The organism is Stenotrophomonas sp. GD03877, from assembly GCF_029840555.1.
Classification (GTDB): domain Bacteria; phylum Pseudomonadota; class Gammaproteobacteria; order Xanthomonadales; family Xanthomonadaceae; genus Stenotrophomonas; species Stenotrophomonas geniculata.
Genome location: NZ_JAOCCT010000003.1, coordinates 23629 through 36170 on the forward strand (window position 1 = coordinate 23629; position 12542 = coordinate 36170).

Sequence of the window (12542 nt, forward strand, 5' to 3'; positions counted from 1 at the left end):
ATAGAAATGTTGACAATGGCCAATGGATTTCTCCACACAAAAAAAGCCCCCAAATTGGGGGCCGAAAAGGACTGCAAGGGGCAACTAGGGACTGGAGCTTAACGCCGTCTATCTCAGTGCTTGTGTGAGGACGTTTCTTTCGTGCACAGCAATTCGCTCTTGCACCACTTCGCGTTGCTGCCGCTGCTCATCCAACAACGACTGTTGGGCTTCAATCATCATTTCAGTGCTGCCCCACTCACACTCCGTGAGCAAGTCAAAAATGCAGCCGACAACCGTGTTGTCGTCCAAAATCCTGGCGTGGTCAGCGATGACGCCGTTTGCCATCTGGAACGCATGCAATTGCACGCTGGGCATTACGGGATGTTGGAGCCATGCGTCCACATCACTTTTGCGGTAGCGCACAGGGGTGGTTGACCATCGCTCGTCGGTGCGTGCTGGACGCTCTCCAATGGGCGGTGGCGGCATCCCTTGGTTGCGCAGGCGCTGCAACGTCTTGGTGCTGACCTGCATCAACACAGCGGCTTGTGCAGCGGTGAGATGCAGATCCCCAGGCGCTTGGGCCAACGCTTGGCGCTGCTGTTCGTCAACCTTCGCCATCGCCGCCTCCAACGTGACTCATCAGTTCGTGCCGTTGGACCCTTGCCGCGCGCAACTCGTCCAGATCCTGAATTCCAGAGGTAAGGGCTGTACGAACGGCGTCTGCCCACTGCACGAACACATTGATGTCGGCCCACTGAAGCTCCAATGCGTCCAGTGCGGACAGGTGTTCAATGCGGGCTTGCATCAGTGCCGAAATTACGTCCGCGTCGTTCAAATCGTAGGCCGTGCCCAGCACGCGAGACTGGTCGTCAAAGATCCAAGGCAAAGTAGACGTAGCGTCGTGGATCCCAGCAAAACCCATGCCCTTTTTATCCAGTAGACGCTTTAGACGTGCAATTTCCGATTGCAGCCCCTTGTTCTCAAGTTCCAGTTCCAGCAATGCCAATTCCGTCTTCTTTGCGGCCACGGACGATTTGATCTTGCGTTCTTTGTAGCTGGATGCCGACAACTGCTCGCGCCATTCGTCCAGATCGGAGAGCTTATAGAACACCTTCGCCGTTTGGCCCAGGCCACCGCTGCTGCTCAGACTGGTTGACTTCGGCCCCATGCCTTGTGCGTTGTATCGCGACAACGTGCGTGTGTGGATCCCCAAATAATAGGACGCTGCTTCGCGCCCCACGGACTGAATTGCCCCGGATTTGGCGCGTTCAATCTCGGCCTCCAATTCGCTCACACGCAATGCTTGGTAGCCATCAGCGTCACGCTTAAGTGTCACAGCACTCATTGGTCAAACCTCTTTGATCTGTATGTCCACGCCAATAGCCTGAATTTCATCCAAGATACAACTCAGACTTGCAATCGTTGAACCCATCTTCCCTTGCAACCGATCTTTGCGCTGAACAGTTAGAGCGTTTGAAAAATTTTCTAGGATCCAATTTCGGCTTCGACGTATCTCATCGCTGTCCAGCGCTGCCAACCGTTCGTTGATGGGATGAAACAAGCGCCTCAACTCTTGAAAGCGCCTGTGCCCAAATTGGGTGTACGTGGTTTCAGCGGTGCGTTGATCCATGCGCGCTGCGACTTCAATCATTCTTTTGAAGTCGCGCACATCACGGTACAGCACTCTCAATTCCTCCACGGAATGCTCACGCACCTTTCTTTTTTCCGTGTATTCGTCAACGAAAAGCAATCCTTTACTCATCATTCTTCCTCGCCGCCTTTAACGGGCCGCAAGCCCGAATGAATGACGGGCATCTTGTCGTTCAATTCGTCCAAAAATGGCTTATCCGGCCCCTTCAAAACATTCCATACGCGGGGACTGGTCGAAATCATGACCTCTTCCACTTTTGAGAATGCCTCCCGCAACGCCCCCCATTCCTGCTCATTGTACAGGTCCGTGACATTGGCTGACCCATTGTTGACTTTGTGATTGAGCATGTCGGAGACAATACGGCCGGACATAAGAGCTTCGGCAAATCGCCCCAAGGTTCGGCGCAAATCGTGCGGCGTCAAGCCAATGTCAATCTCCTGTCGCAAATCCAACATGCCTGCGTCCACACGCACATTTTTAATAATGGATTTGCTGTCACTGTAATGGCCTTCCTTTGAGCGCGTGGAGCGGGCCGGGAACACCCACTTCATTCGATCGGCCTTTTGCTCAACCCGATACACCTCACGTTGCGCTTTGGCAATTGTCATGAAATCGGATGTGGTCTTTTTAACTTCTTCCACCGTCCGCTTGGCCCGGCCCATTTCACTGGGCAATTGAGCTTCGACATCCTTTGCATCATTCAAGCGTTGGATGAGGATTTTTTCTGCAAAGTAGGCAACCGGCAAAAAACGAACCTCGCCATTTTTTGTGTCGTGAAAGAACACTTGTGAGCCAGGACGCTTGGTGCTGGGATTGATATCACCAGCGTTGGGCGCAAGCCAGACCCACGACACACGCTCATTGGCAAGGTCGTCTTTGGACACCTTGTCGTACCACTGCAATTGAGTGGCCTCGTTTCGACGTGCGCCCCAAAGCAACGTCAACAACAGATAGTCCACAGCAACGGCGTTGTGTTTGTTCTGCAAATTTCGGCGGAACACCAACGTCTTTAGCACCGTGGACAGTGTACCGTCCTCTTTGCCCAGCGGATTTCGCACCTGGGCTTTGCGGTAGTGTTCGCGCTTCTCTTTAGCCCCTCGCCACAGTTCCAAATCAAAAAGAGACTCGACGGGGTTGAACTGAATGGCGACCTCCCGCCCTTCCCTGTGCGCGTCCAGTCGTTCTTGGCGCAACACAATTTCAATGGCCCGGTTCAAATCGGCAAAAGTGTGTTCAACGGCCTCAATGCCAGCTGATTTCGCTCGTTGAATGTACTTGCCCGACAAGCCCATGGCCGCGTACTCGTCCATTGGCAACGACCACCATTTGTCCTTTGCGGCCAGCAGCGGCTTGACCTCTGCGGGGATCCGGTTGGATTTGAGCATTGCCGACGTGCGCAAGGCGTTCCACGCCTTCACAATTTGATCGTGGCTCAGATCCCGGACTTGGATGTCCGCAAGCCCCACCTCATTGCGCGCCAGTCGCGCCAAGCTGTTTTGCACGGCCTTGGTGCTGTTGGCTTTGCGCTTGCCCGCCTCAACTTGGGCGTCCAGTCGTTCGATATAGCGCTCCATGCACGCGCGCACCGTAATGTGCTTGGCGCTCGTCGTTCTGCGCTCTTGTGCGTCCCTGCGCCGGGGGCTTTCTCCACCCGACTGCACGATGTACGCAATTTCCAATCGGGCCTTTTCATGCGCCTGGAGAATCGACATGTCGTCCACGGACCCCAGTGACACGCGTACAACACGCTCCCCCACCCGCTTGCGCACCTCAAATGAATTGCCGCTGGTGCCAACGTACACACCAAACCCGGTGGGCGCTCCTTGGGTGTCGTCCACAAAGCGGTAGGGCTTAGGATCGGGGTTGGCTTCAATCACGGTCTTGCCGTTGGCGTCCAATGCCGGACGCTCATTGATGGTCAACGCCCGCAACTGCCGATCACTCAATTTGTATCGCTGCTTGCTCATCTCTGTCACCCTTGTCGTGGATACATTGCTGTGTCCATGGCGCTGCGGCATACGCCGACTGTACTATGCAAAACGCCCGTGGACACACTGTTTTAGCCCCGCCGTCTCCCATGGACACCAGATGGACACTTTTTGTGCCCACAAGCGTCCTACGACGCCCTCTGGTGTCTCAAGTTGTCGCCGCGCCGCCTCGTCTAACGTGCTGATTAGCTTCAATAATTCATGATAAACAACGACTTATCGGGTCATACACCCGCCATGAAGCAGTTCTTCGCGGCCAAGTCCGATTACCCGGACCTGCTGCTGTTCTTCCGCATGGGTGACTTCTACGAACTGTTCTATGACGACGCCCGCAAGGCGGCGCGCCTGCTCGACATCACCCTGACCCAGCGCGGCAGCTCCGGGGGCGCACCGATCCCGATGGCCGGCGTGCCGGTACATGCCTATGAAGGCTACCTGGCGCGGTTGGTGGCACTGGGCGAGTCGGTGGCGATCTGCGAACAGATCGGCGACCCGGCGCTGGCCAAGGGCCTGGTCGAGCGCAAGGTAGTGCGCATCGTCACCCCCGGCACGGTCACCGACGAGGCGCTGCTGGATGAACGCCGCGATACCCTGCTGATGGCCCTGTCGCGCAGCAAGCAGGGCTACGGCCTGGCGTGGGCCGACCTGGCTGGCGGTCGCTTCCTGGTCAACGAAGTGGAAACCGACGACGCCCTGGAAGCCGAGTTGGCACGGCTGGAGCCGGCCGAGCTGCTGGTGCCCGACGAAGAAAACTGGCCGGAGTTCCTGCGCCAGCGCACCGGCGTGCGTCGCCGCGCGCCGTGGCTGTTCGATGCCGACAGTGGCCGCCGCCAGCTGCTGAATTTCTTCAAACTGCATGACCTGAGCGGCTTCGGCATCGATGACAAGCCGCGCGCGACCGCTGCCGCCGGCGCCCTGCTCGGCTATGTCGAGGAAACCCAGAAGCAGCGCCTGCCGCACCTGACCTCCATCGCGATGGAGACTGCCGGCGAGGCGATCGCGATGAACGCCGCCACCCGCCGCCATCTGGAACTGGATACGCGTGTTGATGGCGACACCCGCAATACGCTGCTGGGTGTGCTCGACAGCACGGTGACGCCGATGGGCGGTCGCCTGCTGCGGCGCTGGCTGCATCGTCCGCTGCGCCTGCGCGAGGTGCTGGTACAGCGCCACCATGCGGTGGAAACCCTGATCGATCGCGGCAGCGACGCCGACATCCGCGAGCAGTTCCGCCGCCTTGGCGACCTGGAACGCATCCTCACCCGCGTGGCGCTGCGCTCGGCGCGCCCGCGCGATTTCTCCACCCTGCGCGACGGCCTGGGCCTGCTGCCGGCGGTGCGCGACGTGCTGGCCCCGCTGGACTCACCACGCCTGCAGGCCCTGCATGCGGCGCTGGGCGAACACGACGAGTGCGCGCAGCTGCTGGCCAGCGCCATCGCCGAGATGCCGCCGCTGAAGTTGAGCGACGGCGGCGTGCTGGCCGATGGCTTCGATGAAGAGCTGGACGAACTGCGCCGCCTGTCCACCCACGCCGACCAGTTCCTGGTCGACCTGGAACAGCGCGAGCGCGAAAGCAGCGGCATTGCCACCCTGAAGGTGGGCTACAACCGTGTGCATGGCTACTACATCGAAATCAGCAAGGGCCAGTCCGACCGCGCGCCGGTGCACTACACCCGCCGCCAGACGCTGACCAATGCCGAGCGCTACATCACCGAAGAACTGAAGGCGTTCGAGGACAAGGTGCTGTCCGCGCGCGACCGCTCGCTGTCGCGCGAGAAGTACCTGTACGAGCAGCTGCTGGATACCCTCGGCGGGCAGCTGGAGCCGCTGAAACAGTGCGCCGCCGCACTCAGCGAACTGGACGTGCTGGCCGCCTTCGCCGAACGCGCGCAGGCGCTGGACTGGGCCCGGCCGGAACTGCAGGCCGAGCCGTGCCTGAAGATCGAACGCGGCCGCCACCCGGTGGTCGAGGCGGTACGCGAGCAGCCGTTCGAACCGAACGACCTGGACCTGCATCCGGACCGCCGGATGCTGGTCATCACCGGCCCGAACATGGGCGGTAAATCGACCTACATGCGGCAGAACGCGCTGATCGTGCTGCTGGCCCACATCGGCAGCTTCGTGCCGGCCAGCCGCGCATTGATCGGCCCGATCGACCGCATCCTGACCCGCATCGGCGCCGGCGATGACCTGGCCCGCGGGCAGTCCACCTTCATGGTCGAAATGGCCGAGACCAGCTACATCCTGCACCACGCCACCGCGCATTCGCTGGTGCTGATGGATGAGATCGGCCGCGGCACGTCCACCTACGATGGCCTGGCGCTGGCCGACGCGGTGGCCCGCCACCTGGCCTACCAGAACCGCTGCTACACGCTGTTCGCCACCCACTACTTCGAGCTGACCGCGCTGGCCGATGAGCAGCACGAAGGCGGCCGCAGCGGTATTGCCAATGTGCACCTGGACGCGGTCGAGCATGGTGAGGCGCTGGTGTTCATGCACGCGGTGAAGGACGGCCCGGCCAACCGCAGCTTCGGCCTGCAGGTGGCGGCCCTGGCAGGCCTGCCGCGCGCCACCGTAGCGCAGGCGCGCCGTCGCCTGGCCGAGCTGGAACAGCGCGGTGGTGAAAGCCATGCCGCCGAGCTGGCACCACAGGCATTGGATGCACCGCAGCAGTTCGGCCTGTTCGCGGCGCCATCGAACAAGGCACAGGAAGCACTGGCCGCCATCGATCCGGACGAACTGACGCCGAAGCAGGCGCTGGAAGCGTTGTATCGCTTGAAAGCGCTGCTGTAGCCGCAGCGCAAGCGCTTGGCCTCCTGCCTCGCAGGAGGCCCATCGAAAGATTTCGCAAATCTGATTCTGAGTTTCAATTGACAGAATCTATCAACCTGAACGAATCATTCGATTATTCATTTCATCTGGCGCTAGCTAAAGTCGAGTGAAGATGTTCCACCCCGTCTTCACCCGCAGGAGCCAGCCATGAGCCAGTCCGATAACAACAGCCCCAAATGCCCGTATCACACCGCGCCGTCGCCTGCGGAAGGCGCCCAGCAGCAGCGCGAGCTGAGTACCACGCCGAAACAGAAGCAGGGCGATGATCCGGTGACCCCGATGACCACGGCCTTCGGCGCGCCGGTGGTGGACAACCAGAACAGCAAGACCGCCGGCCCACGCGGCCCGCTGCTGATGGAAGACGTCTGGTTGCTGGAAAAGCTGGCCAACCTCAACCGCGAGATCATTCCCGAGCGTCGCATGCACGCCAAGGGCTCGGGCGCGTTCGGTACCTTCACCGTCACCCACGACATCAGCAAGTACACCCGTGCCAAGCTGTTCGAGAAGGTCGGCAAGCAGACCGAGATGTTCGCCCGCTTCACCACGGTGGCCGGCGAGCGTGGCGCCGCCGATGCCGAGCGTGACATCCGCGGCTTCGCGCTGAAGTTCTACACCGAAGAAGGCAACTGGGACCTGGTCGGCAACAACACGCCGGTGTTCTTCCTGCGCGACCCGCGCAAGTTCGCCGACCTCAACAAGGCCGTGAAGCGCGACCCGCACACCAACCTGCGCAGCGCGCGCAACAACTGGGATTTCTGGACGCTGCTGCCCGAAGCCCTGCTGCAGGTGACCGTGGTGATGAGCGATCGCGGCATCCCGCGCAGCTTCCGCCACATGCACGGCTTCGGCTCGCACACCTACAGCTTCACCAACGCCGACAGTGAGCGCTTCTGGGTCAAGTTCCACTTCGTCAGCCAGCAGGGCATCGAATCGCTGACCGACGCGCAGGCGCAGATCCTGGTCGGCCATGACCGCGAAAGCCACGGCCGCGACCTGTTCGCCGCGATCGAGAAGGGTGACTTCCCGAAGTGGAAGCTGTTCATCCAGGTCATGCCGGAACTGGATGCGGAAACCTACCGCGTGCACCCGTTCGACCTGACCAAGGTGTGGCCGAAGAGCGACTACCCGCTGATCGAAGTGGGCCAGTTCGAACTGAACCGCAACCCGGTCAACTGGTACCAGGACGTGGAGCAGTCAGCGTTCGCACCGAGCAACCTGGTGCCGGGCATCGGCCCGTCGCCGGACAAGATGCTGCAGGCGCGCCTGTTCGCCTACTCCGATGCGCAGCGCTACCGCCTGGGCGTGAACCACCACCAGATTCCGGTGAACGCAGCGCGCTGCCCGGTGCACAGCAACCACCGCGACGGTGCGATGCGCGTGGACGGCAACTACGGCGGCCTGCCGCACTACGAGCCGAACAGCTACGGCCAGTGGCAGGAGCAGCCGGAGTACCGCGAGCCGCCGATGAAGATCCGCGGCGACGCCGACTTCTGGAACTTCCGTGAGGACGACGCCGACTACTTCAGCCAGCCCGGTGCGCTGTTCCGTAGCTACAACCAGGCACAGAAGGACCGCCTGTTCGCCAACACCGCCCGTGCCCTGGGCGATGCGCCGGACTTCATCAAGCAGCGCCACATCGACAACTGCAGCAAGGCCGACCCGGCCTACGGTGCCGGTGTGGCCGCGGCGCTGAAGGCGCTGGCCAGCCAGCCGTCGGATCCGTTCAAGCCGGCCCAGCCGGAAGCGGAGTTCCCCACCGCCACCCCGGGCGCCGAAGACATCGAGCTCTGATCGCCCTCCCCCGTGAACGGCACGCCGCCTCCCTGCGAGGCGGCGTCGCCGTTTTAACGGTCCGCGTCGTACCTTCTGCACGCCCAACCCCAATCAAGGATCCCGCAGATGAGCCTGACCGATGAACTTCTCGCCAAGTTGCAGGGCGCCCCGCTGCAGCAGGTGTCGCAGCAGCTCGGCATCAGCGATACCCAGGCTTCCGGCGCGATCAGTGCCGCGCTGCCGGTGCTGATGGGCGCGCTGGGCAACAACGCCTCGCAGCCGCAGGGCGCGCAGGCACTGCTCGGCGCCTTGCAGAACAACCACAGTGGCCTGGACCTGGGCAGCGTGCTCGGCTCGGTGCTGGGTGGCGGCGGCGGCGGTGCCGCCAGCGATGGCGCCGGCATCCTCGGCCACATCTTCGGCGGCAGCCAGCAGAAGGTGGAAACCGGCCTGGCCCAGGCCACCCAGCTCGACAGCGGCCGCACCAGCCAGCTGCTGCAGATCCTCGCGCCGATCGTGATGGCCTTCCTTGCCCAGCGCCTCGGTGGCGGCCAGGCCGATGCCGGCTCGCTCAGCCAGGCCCTGGGCCAGGAAAAGCAGCAGGTGCAGCAACAGGGCGGTCTTGCCGGTGGCCTGCTCGGCAGCCTGCTGGACCAGGACGGTGACGGCCAGCTCGGCGTGGGCGATCTGCTCAAGATCGGCGGCAGCTTGCTGGGTGGCAAGCGCTGAACGATGCCGCCGCCGGGCGTGGCCCGGCGTGATCGGCATCTCCATGGGACGCGCCGGGCAATGCCCGGCGTCTTACCGGTTGCCCGCCTTCAACCGCTCCAGGATCGGCGCAAACACCGGTGCCTTCATCGAACGCGGCGGCGCCACGGTCTTCCCCTTCTCCTGCGCCTGCCAGTACGACCACGGCAGCGGACTGTCGCCCAGCTCGTAGTCCATGCCATCCCAGCCATCCTCGCGGAACGCGTAAAAGGCCCAGTGCACCTTGTCCTGCTCCAGCACCTGCAGCACGTCCTGCAGGTAGCGGCCGCAGTCGGGCCAGCGCCGCATGCAGCCGAATTCGCCGACCACCATGCGGTTGGCCCTCACGCCGTGCGTCTTCGCCCAGTCCATCGGCTGCTGCAGGTAACTGCGGACCCGCGCGGCATCCCAGCGTTCGCTGTGTTCGCCAAACGGCACCACGCCTGGGTAGCGATACGGCGTGGTGCGCCTCTGGTTAGGCGCGCTGGTTGCGGCATACGGCTCATACATGTGCACGCTGTACAGCAGTTTCGAATCTGCCAGCGGCGCCGGCCAGTAGTTGAAACCGTCGGCAGCGGCGTACCAGCCGGCATCCAGCATCAACGGCATGTCCGCATCGACCGCACGGATGCTGGCGATCAGTTCCGAATAGAAGCGGCGCAGATCGCGTGGACCGTCTTCCACACCGGCGTACCACTGCTGCATGGCCGCGGCCGAGGCATGCTCGGCCAGGCCAGCACCATACTCGGGAACCGGCTCGTTGATCAGGTTGTAGGCGGCCAGTGCGGGATGGCCCTTCAATGCCGTGGCGAGGTCGCTCCAGAAGCGCCGGGCCGGCGCGTGATTGTCGAAGGACTGCCACAGGCGCGGATCGACCTTGTCGCCGTTGTGCTGCTTCCAGCGCAGCAACGGCAACGACAAAGGAGTCAGCACCACTTTCAGCCCAGCCGCGTCGGCATCATCCAGCACCCGCCGCAGCGTGGCCAGGTCGGCCGGAACCAGGCTACGGTAGTCGTCGGCGTTGCCAATCAGGAAGTCACGCCCGCCCTGCCCCTTCCACTTGTCCGGTACCAGCCGTACCCAGGTCGCACCGGTCGCGCGCAGGGCCTCGAAGTAGCTCCGGTCCGGAGGCGACATGTTCATGCTGTTGCCCCCGCGCTGCGGAGTGTCCCAGAACGTGATGTCGGCCGCGTGCAATGGCGCGGCGGCAAGCAGGGACAGGCACAACAGCATGCGATGCATGGGCAGGCTTCCAGAAGGTGGACTTCCAGCCTGCCCCGCCCTTTCCGAATGCACCGTGACTCACGCCTCCTTTCGCGCCGCGATAGGAACCATGCACCGGAATCGCCCTTCGGTCAGAGCGCGTCGATATCGCCCAGCGCGCGGATCAACCGCCGCGCGCGCTTGTCCGGTTTGTGCTCTGGCGGTTGGAACCCATCGCGTGCGGCGATGCGCAGCGCACGCTGTTCGGCACGACGGGCCTTGGAGGCCTCGCTCTCGGCATACAGCTGCTGCGCCGCCGGTGCGGGCCCGCGCTGGTCGCTCAGGCCGAGCACCCGGATCTCGAAATGCTCCTCGCCGCGATCCACCTGCAGCTGCTCACCCACACGCACCGCGCGCGAGGATTTCGGACGCTGGCCCGCGACGCTGACCTTGCCGGTTTCGATGGCCTGCTTGGCCAGGCTGCGGGTCTTGAAGAAGCGGGCCGCCCACAACCAGATGTCCAGGCGGACACTGGGCGACAGCGGGGAAAGCTCGGTCATCGGCAGGGACTACTCCGTTCGCTTGTTCAGGGGACGCGGGTTGTCGGGATCGGTGCGGCAGCCGCTGCCCCCGATCAGGGTGGGTACGCCGGCGGAAAGATCCTGGCGCTGGCTGCCGACCAGGCACTCGGGGCGGTCGGTTGGCCGCACCTGGGTATCGCCCAGCCGGTCACCTGTCGAACATGCGGCCAGTGCGGCGCCGATCAAGGCCAGCGCCACGCTCCGCTTCATCTGCAGTCGTTGATGCATTGCCACATCCTGCAAACCGGCTTGGTGCTAGTGTGCGCCTCCCGGGATTCGATCACCACTCCATGGCCAAAGCGCCGATTGACCTGACCTCCGGCCCGATCGGCCGCAATCTCCTGCTGTTTTCCCTGCCGATCCTGGCAGGCAACATCGCGCAGTCGCTGAACGGTTCGGTGAATGCGGTCTGGGTCGGGCGCTTCCTCGGCGAGGCGGCACTGACCGCCACCGCGAACGCCAACAACATCATGTTCTTCCTCATCGGCTCGGTGTTCGGCTTCGGCATGGCCTCGACCATCCTGATCGGCCAGGCCATCGGCGCGCGCGACATCGCGCAGGGGCGGCGCGTGGTCGGCACCAGCGCCACCTTCTTCATCGGCCTGTCGGTAATCATCGCCATCGCCGGCTGGTTCATGGCCCATCCGCTGCTGGCGGCGATGGGCACGCCGGCCGCCTCGCTGCCGCTGGCCGAGGCCTACCTGCAGATCATCTTCCTGGCGATGCCGACGCTGTATGCGTTCGCCTTCCTCACCGCCGCGCTGCGCGGTGCCGGTGACTCGCGCACGCCGTTCCGTTTCCTGATGGTCTCGGTGGCACTGGACATCGTGCTGAACCCGGTACTGATCTTCGGCATGGGCCCGTTCCCGGCGCTGGGCATTGCCGGCTCGGCCTGGGCCACGCTGGTCGCGCAGACGCTGTCGCTGGCCGGCCTGCTGCTGTACATGCGGCACAAGCGCCACACGCTGTGGCTGGGCCGTGCCGACATGCGCCTGTTCAAGCTCGACCTGGCCATCCTCAAGGCGCTGGTGGTCAAGGGCGTACCGATGGGCCTGCAGATGGTGCTGATCTCGCTGTCGGTGATCCTGCTGATGACCATGGTCAACCAGTACGGTACCGACACCGGCGCGGGCTACGGCGCCGCGCTGCAGCTGTGGAACTACCTGCAGATGCCGGCGATGGCGATCGGCGCCGCGTGCTCGTCGATGGCCGCGCAGAACGTCGGTGCGCAGCGCTGGGACCGCGTGCGCGGCACCGCGCGCCAGGGCGTGCTGTTCAATTTCCTGCTGACCGGCGCGCTGATCCTGCCGCTGGTGGTGTTCGATCGCCAGCTGCTGGCCCTGTTCCTGCCGCCGGCCAGCCAGGCGCTGGACATCGCCCGCCACCTCAACCACGTGGTGATCGGCTCGTTCCTGTTCTTCGGCGTCAGCTTCGTGATCTCCGGCGTGGTGCGCTCCACCGGCGCGGTGATTCCGCCGCTGCTGATCCTGGCCGGTTCGCTGTGGGGCGTGCGCGTGCCGTTCGCCGAGCTGCTGCAGCCGTACTGGGGCGCCGATGCGATCTGGTGGAGCTTCCCGGTCAGTTCGCTGGTGTCGATGCTGCTGTCGCTGGCGTATTACCGCTGGGGTGGCTGGCGCAAGGCGAAGATGATGGGCAAGCCTTCGCACGCCGAAGAACTGGCCACGCCGTCGGAAATTCCGGCCTGCCCACCGTCACCGGTGGCCGACCCGGATGCCACTCCGCCGCGCTGAGGTGGGTGCGGACCGTTGGTCCGCACAGGCGCGG

The 12542-nt window shown here is 63.4% G+C and carries 11 protein-coding genes; 4 read left to right on the plus strand and 7 right to left on the minus strand.

The annotated features are described in order from the left end of the window. Window positions 1-108 precede the first annotated feature (108 nt). Genes N5D20_RS02560 through N5D20_RS02575 form a run of 4 tightly spaced genes read right to left on the minus strand, consistent with a single transcriptional unit; the run spans window position 109 to window position 3600 of the window. On the minus strand, window positions 109-600 hold the full coding sequence (locus tag N5D20_RS02560) for a helix-turn-helix domain-containing protein (RefSeq protein ID WP_049451772.1): 492 nt from the start codon (window positions 598-600) through the stop codon (window positions 109-111). Next, window positions 587-1327 (minus strand): hypothetical protein, encoded by a 741-nt coding sequence (locus tag N5D20_RS02565; RefSeq protein ID WP_279914543.1) that lies wholly within the window; start codon window positions 1325-1327, stop codon window positions 587-589. Before N5D20_RS02565 ends, N5D20_RS02560 begins: the two co-directional genes overlap by 14 nt. Window positions 1328-1330: 3 nt before the next feature. Further along, on the minus strand, window positions 1331-1744 hold the full coding sequence (locus tag N5D20_RS02570) for a hypothetical protein (protein ID WP_049446967.1): 414 nt from the start codon (window positions 1742-1744) through the stop codon (window positions 1331-1333). Then, window positions 1744-3600 (minus strand): integrase, encoded by a 1857-nt coding sequence (locus N5D20_RS02575; protein WP_279914544.1) that lies wholly within the window; start codon window positions 3598-3600, stop codon window positions 1744-1746. Before N5D20_RS02575 ends, N5D20_RS02570 begins: the two co-directional genes overlap by 1 nt. A 258-nt stretch (window positions 3601-3858) precedes the next feature. Here N5D20_RS02575 and mutS point away from each other — a divergent pair, with 258 nt between their 5' ends. From mutS to N5D20_RS02590, 3 genes are all read left to right on the plus strand, one after another. Beyond that, a complete protein-coding gene (gene mutS / locus N5D20_RS02580; RefSeq protein ID WP_032952456.1) occupies window positions 3859-6414 on the plus strand; it encodes a DNA mismatch repair protein MutS in 2556 nt (851 codons plus the stop codon). Between the two features lie 318 nt (window positions 6415-6732). Beyond that, the gene (locus N5D20_RS02585; protein WP_167345303.1) at window positions 6733-8244 is read left to right on the plus strand and encodes a catalase; all 1512 of its coding nucleotides are present in this window, start codon (window positions 6733-6735) and stop codon (window positions 8242-8244) included. 108 nt (window positions 8245-8352) lie between these two features. Further along, window positions 8353-8955 carry a DUF937 domain-containing protein gene (locus N5D20_RS02590; RefSeq protein ID WP_010483234.1) on the plus strand — a complete coding sequence of 201 codons (603 nt, stop codon included), beginning with the start codon at window positions 8353-8355 and terminating at the stop codon, window positions 8953-8955. 72 nt (window positions 8956-9027) lie between these two features. Here the strand turns inward: N5D20_RS02590 and N5D20_RS02595 are convergent, their stop codons facing one another. The 3 genes from N5D20_RS02595 to N5D20_RS02605 all read right to left on the minus strand — a co-directional run bounded on the left by N5D20_RS02595 (window position 9028) and on the right by N5D20_RS02605 (window position 10985). After that, a complete protein-coding gene (locus N5D20_RS02595) occupies window positions 9028-10215 on the minus strand; it encodes a cellulase family glycosylhydrolase (RefSeq protein WP_019337563.1) in 1188 nt (395 codons plus the stop codon). A 113-nt stretch (window positions 10216-10328) separates the two neighbouring features. Further along, window positions 10329-10736, minus strand: a complete 408-nt coding sequence (locus N5D20_RS02600; protein WP_010483238.1) for an RNA-binding S4 domain-containing protein — start codon at window positions 10734-10736, stop codon at window positions 10329-10331. 9 nt (window positions 10737-10745) lie between these two features. Continuing rightward, window positions 10746-10985, minus strand: a complete 240-nt coding sequence (locus N5D20_RS02605; RefSeq protein ID WP_010483240.1) for a hypothetical protein — start codon at window positions 10983-10985, stop codon at window positions 10746-10748. Between the two features lie 62 nt (window positions 10986-11047). Here N5D20_RS02605 and N5D20_RS02610 point away from each other — a divergent pair, with 62 nt between their 5' ends. Beyond that, window positions 11048-12508 carry an MATE family efflux transporter gene (locus N5D20_RS02610; RefSeq protein ID WP_279914547.1) on the plus strand — a complete coding sequence of 487 codons (1461 nt, stop codon included), beginning with the start codon at window positions 11048-11050 and terminating at the stop codon, window positions 12506-12508. Window positions 12509-12542 lie beyond the last annotated feature (34 nt).

What these genes read in the sequence shown, in the direction of transcription:
- N5D20_RS02570 (WP_049446967.1), bottom strand. Translation starts at nt 1,744, where the DNA reads ATGAGTAAAGGATTGCTTTTCGTTGACGAATACACGGAAAAAAGAAAG.
- mutS (WP_032952456.1), top strand. Translation starts at nt 3,859, where the DNA reads ATGAAGCAGTTCTTCGCGGCCAAGTCCGATTACCCGGACCTGCTGCTG.
- N5D20_RS02575 (WP_279914544.1), bottom strand. Translation starts at nt 3,600, where the DNA reads ATGAGCAAGCAGCGATACAAATTGAGTGATCGGCAGTTGCGGGCGTTG.
- N5D20_RS02595 (WP_019337563.1), bottom strand. Translation starts at nt 10,215, where the DNA reads ATGCATCGCATGCTGTTGTGCCTGTCCCTGCTTGCCGCCGCGCCATTG.
- N5D20_RS02590 (WP_010483234.1), top strand. Translation starts at nt 8,353, where the DNA reads ATGAGCCTGACCGATGAACTTCTCGCCAAGTTGCAGGGCGCCCCGCTG.
- N5D20_RS02610 (WP_279914547.1), top strand. Translation starts at nt 11,048, where the DNA reads ATGGCCAAAGCGCCGATTGACCTGACCTCCGGCCCGATCGGCCGCAAT.
- N5D20_RS02565 (WP_279914543.1), bottom strand. Translation starts at nt 1,327, where the DNA reads ATGAGTGCTGTGACACTTAAGCGTGACGCTGATGGCTACCAAGCATTG.
- N5D20_RS02560 (WP_049451772.1), bottom strand. Translation starts at nt 600, where the DNA reads ATGGCGAAGGTTGACGAACAGCAGCGCCAAGCGTTGGCCCAAGCGCCT.
- N5D20_RS02600 (WP_010483238.1), bottom strand. Translation starts at nt 10,736, where the DNA reads ATGACCGAGCTTTCCCCGCTGTCGCCCAGTGTCCGCCTGGACATCTGG.
- N5D20_RS02605 (WP_010483240.1), bottom strand. Translation starts at nt 10,985, where the DNA reads ATGCATCAACGACTGCAGATGAAGCGGAGCGTGGCGCTGGCCTTGATC.
- N5D20_RS02585 (WP_167345303.1), top strand. Translation starts at nt 6,733, where the DNA reads ATGACCACGGCCTTCGGCGCGCCGGTGGTGGACAACCAGAACAGCAAG.